Annotated in this window: 19 protein-coding genes and 1 pseudogene; 19 read left to right on the top strand and 1 reads right to left on the bottom strand. The window is 70.4% G+C overall.

Annotated elements, in window-relative coordinates:
• The first annotated feature begins 224 nt into the window (after window positions 1–224).
• The 4 genes from JGS22_RS00475 (at window position 225) to ffh (ending at window position 6335) form a co-directional block, all read left to right on the top strand.
• The gene (locus JGS22_RS00475; RefSeq protein ID WP_211040111.1) at window positions 225–1484 is read left to right on the top strand and encodes an ammonium transporter; all 1260 of its coding nucleotides are present in this window, start codon (window positions 225–227) and stop codon (window positions 1482–1484) included.
• Entirely contained in the window at window positions 1481–1819 is a 339-nt protein-coding gene (locus tag JGS22_RS00470; RefSeq protein WP_211040110.1) for a P-II family nitrogen regulator, read from the top strand. Before JGS22_RS00475 ends, JGS22_RS00470 begins: the two co-directional genes overlap by 4 nt.
• 145 nt (window positions 1820–1964) lie before the next feature.
• Window positions 1965–4667, top strand: a complete 2703-nt coding sequence (locus JGS22_RS00465; RefSeq protein ID WP_216814795.1) for a [protein-PII] uridylyltransferase — start codon at window positions 1965–1967, stop codon at window positions 4665–4667.
• Between the two features lie 105 nt (window positions 4668–4772).
• Window positions 4773–6335 carry a signal recognition particle protein gene (ffh, locus tag JGS22_RS00460; RefSeq protein ID WP_211042043.1) on the top strand — a complete coding sequence of 521 codons (1563 nt, stop codon included), beginning with the start codon at window positions 4773–4775 and terminating at the stop codon, window positions 6333–6335.
• Between the two features lie 116 nt (window positions 6336–6451).
• Here the strand turns inward: ffh and JGS22_RS00455 are convergent, their stop codons facing one another.
• The gene (locus JGS22_RS00455) at window positions 6452–7240 is read right to left on the bottom strand and encodes a methyltransferase domain-containing protein (protein WP_372454168.1); all 789 of its coding nucleotides are present in this window, start codon (window positions 7238–7240) and stop codon (window positions 6452–6454) included.
• A 629-nt stretch (window positions 7241–7869) separates the two neighbouring features.
• On the opposite strand from JGS22_RS00455, the gene JGS22_RS00450 reads away from it, so the two are divergent.
• The 15 genes and pseudogenes from JGS22_RS00450 to whiG all read left to right on the top strand — a co-directional run bounded on the left by JGS22_RS00450 (window position 7870) and on the right by whiG (window position 20371).
• Complete coding sequence (locus JGS22_RS00450; protein WP_211042045.1) at window positions 7870–8478, top strand: hypothetical protein; 609 nt, start codon at window positions 7870–7872, stop codon at window positions 8476–8478.
• A gap of 253 nt (window positions 8479–8731) precedes the next feature.
• Window positions 8732–9166 (top strand): 30S ribosomal protein S16, encoded by a 435-nt coding sequence (gene rpsP / locus JGS22_RS00445; RefSeq protein WP_211042046.1) that lies wholly within the window; start codon window positions 8732–8734, stop codon window positions 9164–9166.
• Window positions 9167–9168: 2 nt separating this feature from the next.
• Complete coding sequence (locus JGS22_RS00440; RefSeq protein WP_211042047.1) at window positions 9169–9408, top strand: RNA-binding protein; 240 nt, start codon at window positions 9169–9171, stop codon at window positions 9406–9408.
• A 144-nt stretch (window positions 9409–9552) separates the two neighbouring features.
• Window positions 9553–10074 carry a ribosome maturation factor RimM gene (rimM, locus tag JGS22_RS00435; RefSeq protein WP_211042048.1) on the top strand — a complete coding sequence of 174 codons (522 nt, stop codon included), beginning with the start codon at window positions 9553–9555 and terminating at the stop codon, window positions 10072–10074.
• Window positions 10071–10880 carry a tRNA (guanosine(37)-N1)-methyltransferase TrmD gene (gene trmD / locus JGS22_RS00430; RefSeq protein ID WP_211042049.1) on the top strand — a complete coding sequence of 270 codons (810 nt, stop codon included), beginning with the start codon at window positions 10071–10073 and terminating at the stop codon, window positions 10878–10880. The genes rimM and trmD overlap by 4 nt, the downstream gene beginning before the upstream one ends.
• A gap of 130 nt (window positions 10881–11010) precedes the next feature.
• The gene (gene rplS / locus JGS22_RS00425; protein WP_211042050.1) at window positions 11011–11361 is read left to right on the top strand and encodes a 50S ribosomal protein L19; all 351 of its coding nucleotides are present in this window, start codon (window positions 11011–11013) and stop codon (window positions 11359–11361) included.
• A gap of 89 nt (window positions 11362–11450) precedes the next feature.
• Window positions 11451–12143: a signal peptidase I gene (gene lepB, locus JGS22_RS00420; protein ID WP_211042057.1), complete on the top strand. Its 693-nt coding sequence runs from the start codon at window positions 11451–11453 to the stop codon at window positions 12141–12143.
• Window positions 12136–12861, top strand: a pseudogene (gene lepB, locus JGS22_RS27235) (signal peptidase I); the annotation flags it as partial. The gene lepB (JGS22_RS00420) and the pseudogene lepB (JGS22_RS27235), both read left to right, overlap by 8 nt.
• Before the next feature lie 313 nt (window positions 12862–13174).
• A complete protein-coding gene (gene lepB, locus JGS22_RS00410; RefSeq protein ID WP_211042051.1) occupies window positions 13175–14113 on the top strand; it encodes a signal peptidase I in 939 nt (312 codons plus the stop codon).
• 122 nt (window positions 14114–14235) lie between these two features.
• The gene (gene lepB / locus JGS22_RS00405; protein ID WP_211042052.1) at window positions 14236–14964 is read left to right on the top strand and encodes a signal peptidase I; all 729 of its coding nucleotides are present in this window, start codon (window positions 14236–14238) and stop codon (window positions 14962–14964) included.
• Window positions 14965–15004: 40 nt separating this feature from the next.
• Window positions 15005–15328 (top strand): DUF2469 domain-containing protein, encoded by a 324-nt coding sequence (locus tag JGS22_RS00400; protein WP_211042053.1) that lies wholly within the window; start codon window positions 15005–15007, stop codon window positions 15326–15328.
• 672 nt (window positions 15329–16000) lie between these two features.
• Window positions 16001–16375 carry a YraN family protein gene (locus JGS22_RS00395; protein ID WP_211042054.1) on the top strand — a complete coding sequence of 125 codons (375 nt, stop codon included), beginning with the start codon at window positions 16001–16003 and terminating at the stop codon, window positions 16373–16375.
• A complete protein-coding gene (locus tag JGS22_RS00390) occupies window positions 16375–17982 on the top strand; it encodes a YifB family Mg chelatase-like AAA ATPase (protein ID WP_211042055.1) in 1608 nt (535 codons plus the stop codon). Before JGS22_RS00395 ends, JGS22_RS00390 begins: the two co-directional genes overlap by 1 nt.
• Complete coding sequence (gene dprA, locus JGS22_RS00385; protein WP_372454167.1) at window positions 17979–19265, top strand: DNA-processing protein DprA; 1287 nt, start codon at window positions 17979–17981, stop codon at window positions 19263–19265. Before JGS22_RS00390 ends, dprA begins: the two co-directional genes overlap by 4 nt.
• 284 nt (window positions 19266–19549) lie before the next feature.
• Window positions 19550–20371, top strand: coding sequence for an RNA polymerase sigma factor WhiG (gene whiG / locus JGS22_RS00380; RefSeq protein ID WP_211042056.1), 822 nt, complete (start codon window positions 19550–19552; stop codon window positions 20369–20371).
• The last annotated feature ends 114 nt before the right edge of the window (window positions 20372–20485 follow it).

Raw genomic sequence — 20485 nt, 5'->3', positions numbered from 1 at the left:
CCTGCCGGGCGAACGACCAGGTGATTGGCGGAGGACAGGCAGCACGGAGCGGATTCCCCGGCACGCAATTCGAACCGGGATTCACGAACGCGTAACACGGACCGGCTCATTGTCACGTACGGGAAACAACGCCCGCCATCGAAGGAAACCGGCCTTCGGGAGTGTGTGCTCACCCGCACTTCAGCACCTGCCCGCAACAGGTCGTGACTTCGAGGAGACGTCCATTGAACGGCGCGGACACCGCATTCGTACTGATCAGCGCAGCGCTGGTCATGTTGATGACGCCGGGCCTGGCCTTCTTCTACGGAGGAATGGTCCGGGTCAAGAGCGCACTGAACATGCTGATGATGTCCTTCATCGCTCTGGGCATCTCCAGCGTTCTCTATGTTCTCTACGGCTACTCCCTTGCTTTCTCGGGCGACAACGCAGGACTGATCGGAAATCTCGATCTCGTCGGTCTGAAGGGAATCGGTGCGGAGACGCTCACCGGTGACGACGGAATCCCGGTGTTCGCCTTCGTGCTCTTCCAGATGCTCTTCGCGGTGATCACTCCCGCGCTGATCAGCGGGGCGCTCGCCGACCGCGTGAAGTTCAGCGCCTGGGCGGTGTTCGTCGCGCTGTGGATCTCCCTGGTGTACTTCCCCGTGGCGCACTGGGTCTGGGCCGAGGGCGGCTGGCTCTACGAGCTGGAAGTCATCGACTTCGCCGGCGGCACCGCCGTCCACATCAACGCCGGTGTCGCTGCGCTCGCAGCCGTCCTGGTGGTGGGCAAGCGGATCGGGTTCAAGAAGGACCCGATGCGCCCGCACAACCTGCCACTGGTCGTACTGGGCGCCGCCCTCCTGTGGTTCGGCTGGTTCGGCTTCAACGCGGGCTCCGCGCTCGCCGCCGACGGCACCGCCGCGAACATGGCACTCAACACCCAGGTCGGCACCGCCGCCGCCGTACTCGGCTGGCTGGTGTACGAGCGCATCCGGCACGGCGCGTTCACCACGCTCGGCGCCGCCTCCGGAGCCATCGCCGGCCTGGTCGCCATCACTCCCTCCGGCGCGCACATCAACGCCCTGGGCGCGATCGTCATCGGACTGGTCTCCGGACTGGTCTGCTCCTGGGCCGTCAGCCTCAAGTTCAAGCTGGGCTACGACGATTCACTCGATGTGGTGGGAGTCCACCTCGTGGGCGGCCTCATCGGAACCCTGCTGGTCGGCTTCCTGGCCACCGAGGGCGCCGGGCTGACCCAGTTCGGCAAGCAGGCACTCGGAGCGGGCTCCGTGATGGCCTTCACCTTCGTGACCACCTGGCTGCTGGCCAAGCTGATCGATCTCACCATGGGGTTCCGGGCCGCCGAGGACGACGAACTCGCCGGCGTCGATCAGGCGTACCACGCGGAGACGGCGTACGACTACAGCCAGGCGGGGCGCTCCTCGGGCGGACAACACACCGAGGCCGCAACCACCGGCGAGCAGAAGAAGGTTGACGCATGAGGCTCATCACCGCGGTCATCAAGCCCCACCGCCTCGACGAGGTGAAGGACGCGCTCCAGGCGTTCGGCGTACAGGGTCTGACAGTCACCGAGGCCAGCGGCTACGGGCGCCAGCGCGGGCACACCGAGATCTACCGGGGAGCGGAGTACACCGTCGACCTCGTACCGAAGATCCGTATCGAGGTCCTGGTCGAGGACGAGGACGCCGAGCAGCTGCTGGACGTGGTGGTGAAGGCCGCCCGCACCGGGAAGATCGGCGACGGCAAGGTGTGGACCAGCCCGGTCGAGACGGTGGTCCGGGTCAGAACCGGCGACCGGGGACCCGAAGCGGTCTGAAGCGGTGTGCAGCGGTACTCCGCAGTCTGAGGCGTGTGCGGCCCTCCCGATGGCGGGGAGGGCCGCACACGCGGCAGTTCCGGTGACCACCACCCGCCCGCCACGGGGGAGTGAACGCCCCGCAGGGGCAAGGGAGTTGAAGCCCATGAGCAGCGCCGTCGAACCCGGGGCCGAGGAGCTCGCCCACGCTGCACCCGAACGTGCCGGCGACTCCGACTCCGACTCCGGCTCCGGCTCCGGAGCCGTCCGGGCGGACACCCACCGCGCCGACGCCCACACCCGCACCGTGGAACCCGATTACGCGGAGGCCCGACTACGGCTGTTGCGGCAGCAGGACGACCCCCTCCCGCAGGGACGCGCCCGCCGCGCCGCACTCGCCGCACTGACCGACCGTTGGCTCGCCTCGCTGCTCGAACGCAGCCCCGTCGGCGGAGTCGCACTGGTCGCCGTCGGCGGATACGGGCGCCGAGAACTCTCTCCGCGCAGCGACCTCGATCTGCTGCTCCTGCACGACGGCACTCTGCCGACCGGAGAACTCACCGCGGTGGCCGACCGGATCTGGTACCCCGTCTGGGATCTGGGCCTCGACCTCGACCACTCGGTGCGCACCCCCGAACAGGCACGAGGGCTGGCCGCCGTCGATCTGAAGGTCCAACTCGGTCTGCTGGATGCCCGGCACCTCGCGGGCGACGCCGGTCTCACCGCCCGGCTGCGCACCGAAGTGCTCGGCCAGTGGCGCAACCTCGCCGCGCAACGCCTCCCGCAACTGCGGGAGTTGGCTCTCGAACGGTCCGAACGTCATGGAGAGCTCCAGTACCTGCTCGAACCCGATCTCAAGGAGGCCCACGGCGGCCTCCGCGACACCACCGTGCTGCGCGCCGTCGCCGCCTCCTGGCTGGCCGACGCCCCGCGGGCGGGGCTGCCGCAGGCCGGCGACACGCTGCTCGACGTGCGTGACGCGCTGCAGCTCACCACGGGGCGCGCCGGCAACCGGCTCGGGCTGCATGAACAGGACCAGGTCGCTGCCGCCCTCGGCCTGCTGGACGCCGATGTGCTGCTGCGCCGGGTCTACGAGGCCGCCCGCGCCATCTCCTTCGCGAGCGAGGTGACCTGGCGCGAGGTCGGCCGGGTGCTCCGCGCCCGCCGACCTGCCCCCATTCCCTCCGCCACCGCGGACCTCGCCCCGCACGCCCCGCCCTCCTCGGCCCCGGATCCGAACACTCCCTGCGCCCCGTACGCCGTCCCTGTGCCGCTGCGGGACCGGTGGCCGTACGTCGCCGGGGGCGACGGGCGTCCGCCCACCGGCGGGCGCGGTCGCCGCCCGGCCATCGCCGTGCCGCTCGCCGAGGGTGTCGTCGAGCAGGACGGCGAGGCGGTGCTCACCCGTACCGCCCGGCCCGGACGCGACCCGGGCCTCGTACTGCGGGCCGCCGCCGCCGCGGCCCGGGCCGGGGTCCCGCCCGCGCTCGCCACCGTTCGTCGGCTGGCCCGGGAGGGCGCAGCGCTCCCGACGCCCTGGCCGGCCGAGGCGCGCGAGAATTTCGTCGCGCTGCTCGGTGCGGGCCGGGCACTGCTGCCGGTCTGGGACGCCCTGGAGTCCGAGGGCCTGGTGTGCGCCCTGCTGCCGGACTGGGAACGGGTGCGGTGCAGGCCCCAGCGGAACGCCGTCCACCGCTGGACCGTGGACCGCCATCTGGTCGAGACGGTCGTGGAGGCCTGCGCTCTGACCCGTCGTGTGAGCCGGCCCGACCTGCTCCTCGTCGGTGCGCTGTTGCACGACATCGGCAAGGGCTGGCCGGGGAACCACAGCGTCACCGGCGAGACCATCGCTCGGGACATGGCGGCCCGAATGGGTTTCGGCGCAGCCGACACGGAGGTGCTCGGGAGGCTCGTCCGACACCATCTGCTGCTGGTGGAGACCGCGACCCGGTGCGATCCGGACGACCCCGGAACGGTCGCCGCTGTCGCCCAACCGGTCGGCGACCGCGGCACGTTGGAGCTGCTCCACGCTCTGACCGAGGCGGACGCGCGGGCGACCGGCCCCGGTGCCTGGTCGAAATGGCGGGCGGGCCTCGTCGCCGACCTGGTCCGCCGAACCGCCGCCTCGTTCGACGACCGCCCGGCCGAGGAGGCCGCCGTGTCCGGGCCTGGTCCGCACAGTCGCCGTCTGGCGGCGGAGGTCGGCAGGACGGGGCGTCCTGCGCTCGTACTGCTCACTCCGGAGCAGCCGGAGTCCGTGGCACCGGACCCGTCCGGTCCCGGTCGCTCCGCGCCCGCCGCCACCCCTCCGGGCCCCGCCGGTGTAGAGCTGCTGATGGCCGTGCCCGGCCGGCCCACGGCCCTGTCCACCGCCGCGGGAGTGCTCGCGCGCCACCGCATCACCGTGCGCTCGGCCGAATTGACCGTGTCGGACGCGGTCCGCGGGACCGCGGTGACGCTGCTGAGCTGGCGCGTCCTTCCGGAGTACGGGGCGCTGCCCCCGCCCGCGCGGCTGCGCGCCGATCTGGTGCGGGCCTGGGACGGCAGCCTCGACGTCGCCGTCGAACCGGCCGACCGCGGGCACTCCGGGAGCACCGTGGGGCGCGCGCGTCCCGCACCACGGGTGAGCGTCCTGACCGGCGACACCGACACGGTGGTCGAGGTGCGAGCCGCGGACGGCACCGGGCTGCTCCGTCGCCTCGCAGCCGCCCTCGAGACGTACGGCGTCGTGGTCCGCGCCGCGTACGTCAGTACGCTCGGCGCCGACGCGGTCGACACCTTCCGGGTGACGGGCCGGGGCGGTGCGCCTCTGTCGCCCTGCGGGGCACGGGCGTTGGCGGAGGCGGTGGAGCGGGCCGCAGCGGTCTGAGGCAGGTGTGGTCCAGGCTCACCGGACCCGCGGGGGCCAGATACCCTTGGGGGTCACCGTCGACTTGACCACCCAGACCGACAACGCGAAGGATCCGCGACCGCCGTGTTCGACACTCTCTCCGATCGCCTGGCAGCGACGTTCAAAAACCTCAGGGGCAAGGGCCGCCTGAGCGAGGCGGACATCGACGCCACGGCGCGCGAGATCCGTATCGCCCTGCTGGAGGCGGACGTCGCGCTTCCCGTCGTGCGGGCCTTCATCAAGCAGGTGAAGGAGCGTGCGGCCGGCTCCGAGGTCTCCAAGGCGCTCAACCCCGCCCAGCAGGTCATCAAGATCGTCAATGAGGAGCTCGTCGGCATCCTCGGCGGCGAGACCCGCCAGCTCCGGTTCGCCAAGAAGCCGCCGACGGTGATCATGCTCGCGGGCCTCCAGGGCGCGGGCAAGACCACCCTGGCCGGCAAGCTCGGCCGGTGGCTGAAAAACAAGGGCCACACCCCGCTGCTGGTCGCCTGCGACCTCCAGCGCCCGAACGCGGTGAACCAGCTTTCGGTCGTCGCCGAGCGCGCCGGTGTCGGGATCTACGCTCCGGAGCCGGGGAACGGCGTCGGCGACCCGGTCCGGGTCGCCCGCGACTCCATCGAGTACGCGAGCACCAAGCAGCACGACGTGGTCGTCGTCGACACCGCGGGACGCCTGGGCATCGACCAGGAGCTGATGGAGCAGGCCGCCGACATCAGGGACGCGGTCAGCCCGGACGAGGTCCTGTTCGTGGTCGACGCCATGATCGGCCAGGACGCGGTCAACACCGCCGAGGCCTTCCGGGACGGCGTCGGCTTCGACGGCGTCGTCCTCTCCAAGCTCGACGGCGACGCCCGCGGTGGTGCCGCGCTCTCCATCGCGCAGGTCACTGGCCGTCAGATCATGTTCGCCTCCAACGGCGAGAAGCTGGACGACTTCGACGCCTTCCACCCCGACCGGATGGCTTCGCGCATCCTGGGCATGGGTGACGTCCTCAGTCTGATCGAGAAGGCCGAGCAGACCTTCGATCAGCAAGAGGCCGAGAAGATGGCCGCCAAGCTGGCGAAGGGGCCCAAGGAGTTCACGCTCGACGACTTCCTGGCCCAGATGGAGCAGGTCCGCAAGATGGGCTCCATCTCCAAGCTGCTCGGGATGATGCCGGGCATGGGCCAGATGAAGGACCAGATCAACAACCTGGACGAGAAGGACGTCGACCGCACCGCCGCGATCATCAAGTCGATGACCCCGGGGGAGCGGCACGAGCCGACCATCATCAACGGCTCCCGCCGCGCCCGTATCGCGGCCGGTTCCGGAGTGGACGTCAGCGCCGTGAAGAACCTGGTCGAGCGGTTCTTCGAGGCCCGCAAGATGATGTCGAAGATGGCCCAGGGCGGCGGAATGCCGGGCATGCCGGGGATGCCGGGCATGGGTGGCGGCCCGGGCAAGAAGAAGGGCAAGCCGCAGAAGAAGGTCAAGGGCAAGCGCCGTTCCGGCAACCCGATGAAGCGCAAGGAAGAGGAGCAGGCCGCCGCGGACCGCAAGGCGGCCTCCGGCAGCGGCGCCTTCGGGCTTCCCGGCGGCGGCGAGGGGCCGGAGTCCTTCGAACTGCCCAAGGAGTTCCGGGACATGCTCCCGCCGGACCAGAAGTAGCGCGCGCACGCCGCCCCGCCGTCGTACCGGCCCCCGCCCTCGTGGTGGGGGCCGCCGCGTTCTCGGCCCACCAGCGGGGCAGCGGCGCGCGGCGAAGGCAGAGTGGAAGCCCGGGGTCAGGCGGCGCGTGCCACCACGTAGTGGAAGAGGTTGGAGAGCCACACCGTGCCGTCGGGGCGCCGCTGCTCCCGCAGCACCTCTGCGAGTTCGCGGCCCACCCGTTCCTCGTCGGCCTCCTGTTCGAGCCGTCGGTGCACCCCGGTCGACAGCAGCCCGCGCACGGCACTGTCCACATCGGCGTATCCGAACGGGCACTGCACCTCGCCGCTGTCGGCGATGTCCAACCCGGCGCCGGCGGCCAAGCCCTCCAGCGCGTCGCGACCGTTCGTCGGCTGGTGGGTGCCGTCCGGATCGGAATCGGAGAGCCGGTGTGCGCGGCGCAGCGCGTCAGTGGCCGCGCACTCCTCGGCCGTGCCCCAGCCGGCGAGGACGACGGGGCTGCCCGGCTGCGTTCTGGCCGCCGCCTCCTGCAGTGCGCCGGCGGAGGAACCCGTGTCGAAGACGGTCACCAGGTCGTAGCTGCGGCCCTGGGGCAGCCGGTCGGGCCCGCCCGGCAGCAGCTGCACCGACCAGGACCGGGCGCCCCACTGCGGTGCGGGGGCGAGCCGGGCACGTGCCAGGGCGAGACGGGCGGGATCGATCTCGGTGCCCACCACCCGGGCGCCCCGTGCCGCGGCCAACAGCAGTGCCAGCCCGGAACCGCAGCCGAGGCCGAGCATCCGGGTGCGGGCGCCGACGCCGAGATGCTGGTACACGGCTTCGTACAGCGGCACCAGCATGCGTTCCTGGATCTCGGCCCAGTCCTTGGCGGATCGCAGGTGCTGGGGGGTGAGCGTTGACATCATGGCGGGCGCCCCAATCGCGGAGGACGGATCTTCGGAACGTGCGTGCCCCCGGTGCCGGCGTACGTCCTCCGGGACGGTCTGCCCGCTCAGCCAGGGAACGTCCATATCCGGGCCCCGTCCAGCGGGACACGGTCGCTCCGGCGGCCTTGCGGTGGGTGTGGTCGGCACGCAACGGTGGGGCGGTGTGGGTGAGACGGTGGTCTCGCCGTAACATGCTTGCCATGCACACGTTCGTTTGAGCGGTGCGTCGCCCGCTCTCCACGGGCGACGAGGCCGAACGGAGATCCGCGGCGGAGCCCGGACGTCCCGGCGGAGCGGCACGCCCTCCCCGGTACGGGTGGCGAGTCGTGAACCGGCGGAGCAGCCGGAACGGTCTTCCCCTGCTCGAGTGAACCGATCTGTGCGCAGGGGGCGACGCGAGAGCGTTCGCGACGGACGGCGGCGGTGCACGGCATCCCGCCGCGCTCCGGCGGGAGCCGATCGCGCCGAGGTGCCGATGTACCGATTCGGCACTACGTCCCGTACTGGGTCAGCTGTGCGAGTCCTCCCGGGATGCTCGCGAACTGACTGGTACGTGCAAAATATTCGATCTGCTCGGGAATCGGAACACTGGGGGCCCTAGGCTCGTTATGTACGACGTGAGCACGACACCACCTGTCCTGGCCGCCGAGCTGGCAGCCGCCTGGGGCGACATTCAGCGCAATCACCCCGAGCTGCCCGACCTGGCCGCGCCCGAATCACTGATCGGAGAGTCCTCGTCCGCCTGCGGCGCGGAGCTCTCTTTCGAACGGCTGCTGCACGAGGCAGTCCACGGCATCGCCGCCGCGCGCGGAATCCGGGACACCTCGCGGGCGGGCCGTTACCACAACCGTCGATTCCTTTCCGTCGCCGAGGAGTTGGGCCTCCAGCATGTGGAGGAACCGCACCCGAGCAGCGGGTTCTCGCTCGTGGCGATGACGCCGGAGTGCCGCAAGCGGTACCGGTCCACCGCCGACCGCCTGCGCCGAGCGCTGCGGGCGCACTCGGTCGCCACCCGCGGTGACACCCCTCGCAGTTTCCGCGGCCCTGCCGCGCGGCACGGCTCCTCCGGGGGTGGTGTGCGGGTCAAGGCCGTCTGCGACTGCGGTCGCAACGTCCGGGTCGTACCGTCCGTGCTGGAGCAGGCGCCGATCATGTGCGGTGCCTGCGGCAAGCAGTTCCGCATTCCGCCCGAGCGCGAGCCGGTCGCGGTGGCGTGAGAGGTCGCGTGAGAGTGAGTGCGCGGACGGTGTCGGCAGTCGTCGGTGACGTCCGCGCCGGGTCACCGGTTCGATGTGATATCGACCGGTGACCGGGCGGGTCCGGCGGTGTGGCACAATGGGCGGCTGTACTCGACAGCCGCACGGACCCCTCTCTCCTCCGGCTGACGCGTCCATCGGACACCTCGGGTACCACAACCCCACGTGGCACCCACCGTGCTCCACCACGTCAAGACCAGGAGACACCACAGCTGTGGCAGTCAAGATCAAGCTGAAGCGTCTGGGCAAGATCCGTTCGCCTCACTACCGCATCATCGTCGCCGACTCCCGCACCCGCCGTGACGGCCGTGCGATCGAGGAGATCGGCCTGTACCACCCGGTGCAGAACCCTTCGCGCATCGAGGTCGACTCGGAGCGCGTGCAGTACTGGCTGGGTGTCGGCGCGCAGCCGACCGAGCCGGTGCAGGCGATCCTCAAGGTCACCGGTGACTGGCAGAAGTTCAAGGGTCTGCCCGCCCCGGAGCCGATGAAGGTCGCCGAGCCGAAGGCCGGGCACGAGGGTCTCTTCGAGTCCCTGACCAAGGCCGCCGGTGACGAGCCCAAGGGCGAGGCCATCACCAAGAAGGCCAAGAAGGCCGACAAGTCCGCCGACGCCGAGGAGACCTCGGCCGAGTCGACCGAGGCCTGAGGATGCTCGAGGACGCCCTCGAGCACCTGGTCAAGGGCATCGTCGATCATCCCGACGAGGTGCAGGTCGAATCCCGCAACCTCCGTCGTGGACGGGTGCTGGAAGTCCGGGTCCACCCGGACGACCTGGGGAAGGTGATCGGCCGCAACGGCCGTACCGCTCGTTCCCTGCGCACCGTCGTGGGCGCGCTCGGAGGCCGTGGCATCCGCGTCGACCTGGTCGACGTCGACGCCATCCGCTGACGCGGAACACAGCACGTCACCGGCACGGGCCGGGGACCGAAGGCCGTTTCGGCCCGCCGTCCCCGGCCCGTGCCGCGTTGTTACACCGGCGCGCGCATCCGGCGCCGCAGGAGACGCGAACCCAGCAGACGCGAAGGACAGACAGTGCAGCTCGTAGTCGCGCGGATCGGCCGTGCTCACGGGATCAAGGGCGAGGTCACCGTGGAGGTGCGCACCGACGAGCCGGAGCAGCGGCTCGGCCCCGGCGCCGTACTGCACACCGACCCCGCCGAGCGGGGCCCCCTCACCATCGAGACCGGCCGGGTGCACAGCGGGCGTCTGCTCCTGCGCTTCGAGGGGGTGCGGGACCGCACGGGCGCGGAGGCGATCCGCAACACTCTGCTGATCGCCGACATCGACCCGGAGGACACCCCGGAGGACCCCGAGGAGTACTACGACCACCAGCTGATCGACCTCGAGGTCGTCACAACCGAGGGCGTCGTCGTCGGGCGCATCGAGGAGATCGCCCATCTCCCGGCGCAGGACCTGCTCATCGTGCGTCGTGCCGACGGCGGCGAGGTGCTGGTGCCCTTCGTCACCGAGATCGTTCCGGAGATCGACCTGGACGAGCAGCGCGCCGTCATCGATCCGCCACCCGGCCTGCTCGCAGAGGATGGCCCGGAGTGAGGCTGGACGTCGTCACCATCTTCCCCGAGTACCTGGAGCCCCTGAACGTCTCGCTCGTCGGCAAGGCGCGAGCGCGCGGTCAGTTGGACGTGCGGATCCACCATCTGCGGGAGTGGACCCACGACCGCCACCACACGGTCGACGACACGCCCTACGGAGGCGGCCCCGGCATGGTGATGAAGCCGGATCCCTGGGGCGAGGCGCTGGACGAGGTCATCGGGTCGGGCGAGGGCGAGCCGGTGATCGTCGTACCGACCCCCAGCGGCCGGCCGTTCACCCAGCAGCTGGCCCAGGAGCTCTCCGAGCGCCCCTGGCTGGTCTTCACCCCCGCGCGGTACGAGGGCATCGACCGCAGGGTGATCGAGGAGTACGCCGAGCGCCACGACGTGCGGGAGATCTCCATCGGCGACTACGTGCTCGCGGGCGGCGAGGCGCCGGTGCTGGTGATGGTCGAGGCGGTGGCCCGACTGCTCCCCGGAGTGCTCGGCAATGCCGACTCCCACCGGGACGACTCCTTCGCGAGCGGCGCCATGGCCAGTCTTCTCGAGGGCCCCGTCTACACCAAGCCGCCGCTGTGGCGGGACCGCGGGATCCCCGAGGTGCTGCTCAGTGGCCACCACGGCCGGGTCGAACGCTGGCGCCGGGACCGCGCACTGGAGCGCACGAGCGCCCACCGCCCCGATCTGATCCGGGAGTTGGGCGCCGGGACACTCGACAGACACGACCGGGCGACTCTTGCCGAGCTGGGCTGGCAGGAGGACCGGAACGGCCGATTTTGGCGACCGGACGTCCCCGTGGAAGAATGACCGGCTGTGCCCGGCGTCGGCGCGCGACCCTGCCACAGGGGGACCAACGCCGCCGGATGTGGGGCAACTCCATCATCATCCACACACTTCCGCCGATGACCTGTGGCATGGGCGAGGAAAGCAGACGAGCATGTCCAACCTTCTCGACTCCGTCGACTCCGCATCGCTGCGCAGCGACATCCCGAACTTCCGGCCCGGCGACACGGTCAACGTGCACGTCCGCGTCATCGAGGGTTCGCGCTCGCGTGTCCAGCAGTTCAAGGGCGCCGTCATCCGCCGCCAGGGCTCGGGCGTCCGCGAGACCTTCACGGTCCGCAAGGTCAGCTTCGGCGTGGGCGTCGAGCGCACCTTCCCGGTGCACACCCCCGTGGTGGAGAAGATCGAGCGCGTGATCCGCGGTGACGTGCGTCGCGCGAAGCTGTACTACCTCCGTGACCTGCGTGGCAAGGCCGCCAAGATCAAGGAGAAGCGCGAGAACTGAGGCCCTTCGCGAGGCCGTGCGCCTCGCGGAGACCCATCGGGTCCGGGTCCGCGAAGAGCTGGACCCACCGTCCGATGGACACCGATCCGATGGACACCTCCGCTCAGCAGCCGGAACGCGACCGCTCGCCCGACCCTTCGCGGGGACGGGTCGGACGGTCGCGTTTCGTGCGTGCGGCCCTGGTCGGGGGCGGGCTGATCGCGGTCCTGATGCTGTTCAGCGGCCTGGTGGCACAGCCGTACGCGATCCCCAGCGGCTCGATGGCGAACACCCTCGAGCCGGGCGATCGCATCCTGGTGAACAAGCTCGCCTACCGATTCGGCAACCTTCCGCAGCGCGGAGACGTTGTTGTCTTCGACGGGACCGGGTCATTCACCGAGGCGACCGAGTCCGATCCGCTGGGTGACCTGGTGCGCTCTGCGGGCGCCGTAGTTGGACTCGCGTCGCCTCCGGGTAGTGACTACGTCAAGCGCGTCGTCGGCACCGAGGGCGACCGCATCAAGTGCTGCGACTCAACGGGGAGGCTCGAGGTGAACGGCAAGCCGCTGGAAGAGCCGTACATCCACCCGCAGGACCGGCCTTCCGAAGTGCCGTTCGACACGGTGGTGCCGATCGGTCGGCTGTGGGTGATGGGCGACCACCGCTCCGATTCCCAGGACTCCCGGCACTTCCTGGGACACCCCGGTGGCGGGACCGTGCCGGTCGACAAGGTGATCGGCCGGGTGGAGCGGGTCATCTGGCCGATCGGCCGATGGGCGGACATCGGGGCGTCCCGTGGGTAAGCGCGGAAAGCCCACATCGGGGCAGAGCCGTGTGGCGGCCCACGGCCGTCACTCCTCCGACGGGGAGCAGCCGCCCGTGCCCACACCCGTCGGCCCGACCCTGCGCGGTCCGGGCGAGGGGCGCGCCGCCCGGCGTCGTGCCGCCAAGCGCATCAAGCGTCGGCGTCGGCTCTCCGCGACCAAGGAGATCCCGATCCTGATAGGGGTGGCGCTGCTGATAGCGCTGTTCCTGAAAACGTTCCTCGTGCAGGCGTTCGTCATCCCGTCGGGCTCGATGGAGCAGACGATCAAGATCGACGACCGAGTGCTGGTCGACAAGCTCACCCCGTGGTTCGGCTCGCGGCCGGAGCGCGGCGACGTCGTCGTCTTCAAGGACCCGGGCGGATGGCTGGAGCCCGGCGAGCTTCCCACGGCCAACGATCCGCCGGTGATCAAGCAGCTGAAGCAGGGGCTGACGTTCATCGGGATCCTGCCGAGCGACGACGAGCAGGACCTGATCAAGCGCGTGGTCGCCGTCGGCGGCGACAAGGTGAAGTGCTGCGACAAGAGCGGCAGGGTGTCGGTCAACGGCGAGCCGATCGACGAGCCCTACCTGTACCCGGGCAACAAGCCCTCCACGATGAACTTCGAGGTGGACGTCCCCGAGGGCCGCATCTTCGTTCTGGGGGACCATCGCGAGAACTCGGCGGACTCCCGCTACCACCTCAAGGACTCCGGGAAGGGGACCATCTCCGAGGACCTGGTGGTGGGCAAGGCGGTCGTGATTGCCTGGCCGTACAAGAACTGGGGCAGCCTGGAGGAGCACGGCGCGTACGCCTCGGTCCCCGACGGCGGGAGCAGCGGCCCCGAGGTGACCAGCAGCAGCGCCGCGCAGCCGGGCAGTATACGCGACGGGCCCGGGCCAGGAGTGGGAGAGAATCTCCTGGTGACTCTCCCGAGCCCTGCGGAACTCCCGCTCGTTATGGGAGTGGTGGGCCTGCGTCGGTTGTCGACCAGGCGGCGAAGCAGCGTGAGGAGTGGATGTGGGGGACTTGGCGGTTGGCGCACGGTCCGGTTCTGGCGGAGACGAGCCCGAGGGGCGACTCGACGACCGGAACGGCGGGCGACTCGGGGCCGAGCACCGCGAGCCGGCCGAGGCGGAGAAGCCGACCGGGACCGAGGAGGCCGAGGACCACGGGACCGGTGGTGACGACGCCGGGCGGCACGCGAAGCGCAAGAAGCAGCGTTCGTTCTGGCGGGAGCTCCCGCTGCTCATCGGTATCGCCCTGATCCTGGCTCTGTTGATCAAGACCTTCCTGCTGCAGGCGTTCTCGATTCCCTCGGACTCGATGCAGAACACCCTTCAGCGCGGGGACCGGGTGTTGGTCGACAAGCTGACACCGTGGTTCGGTTCGACGCCGGAGCGGGGCGAGGTCGTCGTCTTCCAGGACCCGGGCGGCTGGTTGGACGGCCCGGAGGTCTCGGAGAACTTCATCCAGAAGTCGCTGAGCTTCATCGGCCTGATGCCGTCGGCCAACGACAAGGACCTCATCAAGCGAGTGATCGCCACAGGAGGCGACACCGTCGCCTGCGAGGAAGGCGGTCAGGTCACGGTCAACGGCCGGACGCTGGACGAGTCGTCCTACCTCTTCCCGGGCAACATCCCGTGCGAGCGGGACGGGTTCGGCCCTGTCAAGGTGCCCGAGGACCGGCTCTGGGTGATGGGCGACCACCGCCAGGACAGCCTGGACTCGCGCTACCACCAGCAGCTCCCGGGCAAGGGCACGATCTCCGAGGAGGACATCGTGGGCCGCGCGGTGGTCATCGGTTGGCCGCCCAACAGGTGGAGCACGCTTCCGGTGCCCGACGCCTACGAGCAGAACCTCTCGGCTGCCGGAGCGGCGACGCCTGCCGCCCTCGGGCTGCTCGGTGCGCTGCCGATCGTGCTGGTGCGCAGGAGGCGCCTGTTGCGCACCGACCAGGGCGACTGAGCGGGAGCATGCGGCGGGCCGCACGGCCGGTCCGGCCGATTCGTCGGCCGCCGGCCAGCACGCGGTGAGTGATGTGACTCGGCGGTAGGGTGCGCCCAGACCGGCGGATCTCGGGAGCTGTGATGAGCACTGACACGGAAGAACGAGCGGGACGGCAGGCCCGTACGGGACACGCGATCTCCTCGGTCGCGGTGGCGCTGGGCTGCGTACTGTTCCTCGGCGGCTTCGCCTGGGGCGCGTACCAGTACCAGCCGTACACCGTCCCGACGGACTCGATGACTCCGACGGTCTCGGCAGGGGAGCGCGTGCTCGCCCAGCGCATCGACGGCTCGGAGGTCCGCCGCGGTGACGTCGTCGTCTTCGAGGACCCGCAGTGGGGCGACATGCCGATGCTCAAGCGGGTGGTGGGTGTCGGCGGCGACAAGGTCGTCTGTTGTGACGGGCAGGGCCGCCTCACCGTCAACGGCACTCCGGTCGAGGAGCCGTACCGCAGCGGCGGCAAGCGTGCCTCGCCGACCGATTTCAGCGCCACCGTCCCCTCCGGCAGGCTCTTCCTGCTCGGTGACAAGAGGGACAGTTCCCTGGACTCGCGCGAGCACCTCGAGGACAGCGCGGAGGGCGCGGTGCGGCGGGACACCGTACGGGCCAGGGTCGACGCGACCGTCTGGCCGATGGGGGACGCGGGGAAGGTCGGCCGGCCGCCCGCGTTCACCGAGCTGCCGGGAGGCGTCTCTGCGCCGGGTCCGCTGGAGCCGGTGCTGTGGACCTCCGGGGTGGGCGTGGTCCTGATACTGGCGGGCGCCGCGTACGGCCCGTTTGCGCGGCGGGGCGGACGGCAGGCTGCACCCTGACGCACAATGGGGGAACGCACGGCTGAAGGGGAACACCGCCATGAGCGCCGAGGATCTCGAGAAGTACGAAACCGAGATGGAGCTGAAGCTCTACCGGGAGTACCGGGATGTCGTCGGTCTGTTCAAGTACGTGATCGAGACCGAGCGGCGTTTCTATCTCACGAACGACTACGAGATGCATGTCCACTCCGACCAGGGCGAGGTCTTCTTCGAGGTCGCCATGGCGGACGCCTGGGTCTGGGACATGTACCGACCCGCCCGCTTCGTCAAGCAGGTACGGGTGCTGACGTTCAAGGACGTGAACATCGAGGAGCTCAACAAGAGCGACCTCAATCTGCCGGAGGACTCCGGCTTCGGCACCTGACGCCGCAGTCCGTGCCGCCGGCCCGGGCGCCGCAGGGCGTCCGGGCCGGCGGCACGGACTGCGCTTCGGTCCGGGCGGAGGTCGTCATGGGTGCCCCTTCGCCTGCCGGTGAGTTCGCTCGTGCCTGTGCCTTGCCTGTACCGCGCGGGTCCGTGGGGCGCGGTTCTGTGCCGTGTCCGCGTCTCGGCCGTGCTCGGAGTCGAAGGTATCTCCAAGATCACCGCAGCGCGACGGTCGTCCGGCCGAATCACCCGATGACGCGAATCCTCCGCTTTCGCCGGTGCGACCCGGGGCGGATCAGGTAGGGGCGCCCGGGTGCGGTCGTACCGCAGAGAGGTCTGCCTCCCGGCGTGACTTTTCCCCGCCGATGGTGTGGCCCTCTGCCCGAGTGTTGTTGCATCGGCCGCACACAACACCACCGGCCAGTACGGCGTCCGGTGGTGCGAGCGGCGGCGGGTGGCGCACGGCGAGGTGCACCGTTGAGCCGTCGGAGCCGTCGGAGCCGTCGGAGCCGTCGATCGGCGCGTCCGCGGACCGGTGGCTGCCCTCAGGGAGCAGAACGCCCCTTTCGGGTGGCGGAGTTGTCCACAACTGGTGAGTTGTCCACAGAAATTCATCAAGATCCACTTCCTCCTGATTCCTCGTCCAGAGTTCGGCGTGGAGGTGGTGCAGATGAACATGCGCAATGCAATCGGCCGCTATGGAGAGGACCTCGCGGCGCGACGGCTGCGGGAGTCCGGGATGGCGATCCTGGAGCGCAACTGGCGTTGCCGGGAAGGGGAGCTGGACATCGTTGCCCGCCAGGCGGACGCACTGGTGGTGTGCGAGGTGAAGACCCGCCGGCTCGGCGGCTTCGAGCATCCGTTCGCAGCCGTCACTCCGCGCAAGGCTGAGCGACTCCGCAGGCTCGCCTCGCGCTGGCTGTGCGAGCGGTGGATCAGCCGGTACGGCCGCCCGCCGCACGGCGGGGTGCGCATCGACCTGGTGGGCGTTCTGCTCCCCGCGGCGGGCGCGCCGCTGGTCCAGCACGTCAGGGGGATCGCCTGATGGGCTTTGCCAGGACCTGCTCGGTCGCTCTGGTCGGTGTCGAGGGCGTGTTGGTCGAGGTTCAGGCGGATCTGGAGCCGGGCGTCGCGACCTTCACTCTCGTCGGACTGCCCGACAAGTCGCTTGTCGAGAGCCGGGATCGGGTGCGCGCGGCGGTGGTGAACTCCGGTGTCGACTGGCCGCAGAAGAAGCTCACCGTCGGGCTCAGCCCGGCAGCAGTGCCCAAGGGCGGCAGCGGCTTCGACCTGGCGGTCGCCTGCGCTGTGCTCGGGGCGGCGGAGCGAATCGACCCGCGTCGGCTGACCGATCTGCTCATGATCGGGGAATTGGGGCTCGACGGCAGGGTGCGGCCGGTTCGGGGCGTGCTGCCCGCGGTGCTGGCGGCCGCCGATGCCGGGTACCGGCAGGTCGTCGTGCCGGAGCAGACCGCGGCAGAGGCCGCGCTCGTGCCCGAAGTGGCGGTGCTCGGAGTGCGGAGCCTGGGTCAGCTGATCGCGGTGCTGATGGACGAGGCTGTGCCGGAGGAGGAGCCGGCTGCGTCCGACGGCTTGCCCGACCTGGGCCTGGCCGGGCTCGCCGTGCCCGGGGGCGGGCTGTCGGCCGGGGGCGGCGGTGAGGTCGACCTCTGCGAGGTCGCCGGCCAGCACACCGCCCGCGCCGCGCTGGAGGTGGCGGCCGCAGGTAGGCACCACCTCTTCCTCAAGGGGCCTCCGGGTGCCGGCAAGACGCTCCTCGCTGAGCGGTTGCCGGGGATCCTGCCACCGCTCAGCAGGCAGGAGTCGTTGGAGGCGACCGCGGTGCACTCGGTTGCCGGGGTGCTGCCCCACGGTCAACCGCTGGTCTCGCGGCCGCCGTACTACGCGCCGCACCACTCCGCGAGCATGGCCTCGCTCATCGGCGGCGGCACCGGTCTGCCGAGGCCCGGGGCGGTGTCCCTCGCCCATCACGGGGTGCTCTTCCTCGACGAGGCCGCGGAGTGCGCACCGAGGGTGTTGGACGCGTTGAGGCAACCGCTGGAGTCCGGCCACGTCATGATCGCCCGGTCCCAGGGGATGCTGCGGATGCCGGCGAGGCTTCAGCTGGTGCTGGCCGCCAACCCCTGCCCCTGCGGCAGGCACGGCACCACCGCGGGGGAGTGCGAGTGCCGTCCTGCGGCCGTGCGCCGCTACCGGGCGAGACTGTCCGGGCCGTTGCTGGACAGGGTCGACCTTCGGGTGCAGGTCGAGCCGGTGAGCCGGGCGGAGCTGCTCGGAGCCGTTCGCAGCGCGGAGAGCACGGCGACCGTCGCGGCGAGGGTGGCGGTGGCGAGGCAGCGCGCGCAGGAGCGTCTGACCGGCACACCCTGGCGCACCAACAACGAGGTGCCCGGGCACGAGCTCAGAACTCGCTGGCCGCTGGAGCGAGGCGCGCTGAGCACGGTGGAAAGCGATATGGAGCGGGGCTTTCTCACCGCGCGGGGTCTGGATCGGGTGCTGCGGGTCGCCTGGACCCTGGCCGACCTTGCGGACCACGCGCGTCCTACCAAGGAGGATGTCGATCTCGCGCTCGAGTTGCGGACGGGGGTGAGCCGTGGAGCGGTGGCCACCGGAAGCGGCGCGGCGCGGTGAGTGCCGAGGGCGTGGGGCTGCCGGCACGGGGCGAGGGCGGCGGTGTCGGGCTGCCCGCGCAGGGCGGTGTCGCCGGTGAGCCGGACACCTCGCGGCACGAAGACCCCGCGGAGAGCGTCCTGTTGGCCGAGCGCTGTGCCCGTGCCGCGTTGACGAGGGCGGCGGAGCCGGGGGACGTACGGCTGGGACAGCTGCTGGCTGAGCAGGGGGCGCAGTGGGTCTATGGCGCATTGTGCGAGGGCCGGCCGCTTCCGGGGGTCGGTGAGCGTCGACTGAGCACCTGGCAGACGCGTATCGAGGAGGCCAGGCCCGAGGAGGAGCTGGCGGAGGTCGCCGCGCTGGGTGGCCGGTTCCTGTGCCCGGGAGACCGGGAGTGGCCAGTGCAGCTGGACGATCTGGGCGAGGCACGGCCAGTGGGGCTCTGGGTGCGTGGCAGATGCTCGCTGCGGTTCGCCGCACTGCGGTCGGCCGCCGTGGTGGGCGCGCGTGCCTGTTCCGGGTACGGGTTGCAGGTCGCCGCGCAGCTCTCGGCCGAGCTGGCCGACCGCGGTTGGTGCGTGACGTCCGGTGCCGCCTTCGGCGTCGACGGCGCCGCGCACCGCGGGGTGCTGGCAGCGGAAGGGCTGACGATCGGAGTGCTCGCCTGCGGAGTCGACCGTGCCTATCCGGCGTCCAACGGCGAGCTGATCGCCCGCATCGCCGAGAGAGGCGTGCTCGTCGCAGAGCTCCCGCTCGGCGCTCACCCCACCCGGAGCCGGTTCCTCGAGCGCAACCGGCTGATCGCGGCGCTCACCCGCGGGACGGTGGTGGTCGAGGCCCAGGTGCGCAGCGGCTCGCTGGTGACCGCCCGCCGAGCCGCGGAGCTCGGGAGGTATGTGATGGGAGTGCCGGGGCCCGTGACCTCCCAGCTCTCGGCGGGAGTGCACCGACTGCTGCGCGAGGAGGGAGAGTTGGTCACCAGTGCGGCGGAGGTCATCGAGCTCATCGGGGACATCGGCGAGCTCGCGCCCAGGCAGGAGGGTGCTGTTCTGCCTCGGGACCTGCTGCATCCGCGCTGCCGGGAGGTCCTGGAGGCGCTGCCCGCCCGTACGGCCGTTACAGCGCTGAGCCTTTCCCGGCGGCTTCGCATGGTCGAGCCGGAGGTGCACGCCAGGCTGCTGGAGCTCGGCACCCTCGGTTTTGTCGAACGCCAGGGAGGTCACTGGCAGCTCACACGTACGTGCGAGGACCACCAACGGGTGACCGAACGGTCCTTGAACTGCGGCGATTCAGTGAAAAGGTGAGGTCATGCACGCAGTTCGGTGGACTTCGGGACCGCGCGGACGAGGTCAGCCGGCTTGCGTGTACCACCAGGGTGCGGGGCGAAGAACGTATCTGCGGATGTCGGATGGAAGGTTCCTCGCCGGTTGTGGTCGATTGATCACGTTACGCTCACGTGGTTCCCCCACCACGTCAGCCCCTGGTGAATGACCCCGGCGTCAGACCACCGGCCCGCCGATGCCGCCGCCCGGTACTCCGGCACCCTCCGCTGACGCCTCAACCACGGCAGAACTGCTCCAGGTGACGAATGCCCCACCAGACCCCCGTCTCCACACGTATGGCGCCAGCAGCCGCGCCGCGTCCCGCGCCCACCACGTTGGAGGAGCTGTGGGAGCGGTACAAGGGCACCGGGGACGAGAATCTGCGCGAGCAACTGATCCTGCACTACTCGCCGTTGGTCAAGTACGTCGCCGGGCGGGTCAGCGTCGGCCTCCCGCCCAACGTCGAGCAGGCCGACTTCGTCTCCTCCGGAGTGTTCGGACTCATCGACGCGATCGAGAAGTTCGATCTCGATCGCGCCATCAAGTTCGAGACCTACGCGATCTCCAGAATCCGCGGCGCGATGATCGACGAGCTCCGCGCGATGGACTGGATTCCCCGTTCGGTGCGGCAGAAGGCGAGGGCGGTCGAGCGGGCGTACGCCACGTTGGAGGCCGCCCTGCGCCGGACGCCGAGTGAGGCGGAGGTGGCGGCCGAGATGGGGGTCGGCGTCGAGGAGTTGCACAGTGTCTTCAGCCAGCTCTCGCTGGCCAACGTGGTGGCGCTGGAGGAACTGCTCCACGTCGGTGCGGAGGGTGGTGACCGGCTGAGCCTGATGGACACGTTGGAGGACACCGCCGCCGACAATCCCGTGGAGATCGCCGAGGGGCGAGAGGTGAAGAGATTGCTCGCTCGGGCGATCAACACTCTTCCCAACCGGGAGAAGACCGTCGTCACCCTCTACTACTACGAGGGTCTGACGCTCGCGGAGATCGGTGCCGTCCTCGGTGTCACAGAGAGCCGGGTGAGTCAGATCCACACCAAGTCGGTGCTTCAGCTGCGCGCGAAGATGGCCGATGTGGCGGGGTGACGCTGTCGGTGCACTGCGGTGCGGCAGGACTGCGTGCAGGGTGCGGCAGTGACGTGTGTGCTCCGGGGCTTTCGTCGAGCTGGTCGCTTTATCTAAGGTGGGAGCGTGCCCAGG

The organism is Streptomyces tardus (genome assembly GCF_018101125.2).
Taxonomy (GTDB): Bacteria; Actinomycetota; Actinomycetes; order Streptomycetales; family Streptomycetaceae; genus Streptomyces; species Streptomyces tardus.
The sequence above is the reverse complement of the archived record's forward strand: the minus strand, read 5'-3'. Positions and strand labels throughout refer to the sequence as shown.

Bases quoted from the DNA above. Each gene is read 5' to 3' on its own strand.
- JGS22_RS00465 (WP_216814795.1), top strand. From the start codon at position 1,965: ATGAGCAGCGCCGTCGAACCCGGGGCCGAGGAGCTCGCCCACGCTGCA.
- JGS22_RS00450 (WP_211042045.1), top strand. From the start codon at position 7,870: ATGTACGACGTGAGCACGACACCACCTGTCCTGGCCGCCGAGCTGGCA.
- JGS22_RS00390 (WP_211042055.1), top strand. From the start codon at position 16,375: ATGGGCTTTGCCAGGACCTGCTCGGTCGCTCTGGTCGGTGTCGAGGGC.
- JGS22_RS00455 (WP_372454168.1), bottom strand. From the start codon at position 7,240: ATGATGTCAACGCTCACCCCCCAGCACCTGCGATCCGCCAAGGACTGG.
- lepB (WP_211042057.1), top strand. From the start codon at position 11,451: ATGGACACCTCCGCTCAGCAGCCGGAACGCGACCGCTCGCCCGACCCT.
- lepB (WP_211042052.1), top strand. From the start codon at position 14,236: ATGAGCACTGACACGGAAGAACGAGCGGGACGGCAGGCCCGTACGGGA.
- whiG (WP_211042056.1), top strand. From the start codon at position 19,550: ATGCCCCACCAGACCCCCGTCTCCACACGTATGGCGCCAGCAGCCGCG.
- JGS22_RS00395 (WP_211042054.1), top strand. From the start codon at position 16,001: ATGAACATGCGCAATGCAATCGGCCGCTATGGAGAGGACCTCGCGGCG.
- JGS22_RS00400 (WP_211042053.1), top strand. From the start codon at position 15,005: ATGAGCGCCGAGGATCTCGAGAAGTACGAAACCGAGATGGAGCTGAAG.
- JGS22_RS00440 (WP_211042047.1), top strand. From the start codon at position 9,169: ATGCTCGAGGACGCCCTCGAGCACCTGGTCAAGGGCATCGTCGATCAT.
- rplS (WP_211042050.1), top strand. From the start codon at position 11,011: ATGTCCAACCTTCTCGACTCCGTCGACTCCGCATCGCTGCGCAGCGAC.
- JGS22_RS00470 (WP_211040110.1), top strand. From the start codon at position 1,481: ATGAGGCTCATCACCGCGGTCATCAAGCCCCACCGCCTCGACGAGGTG.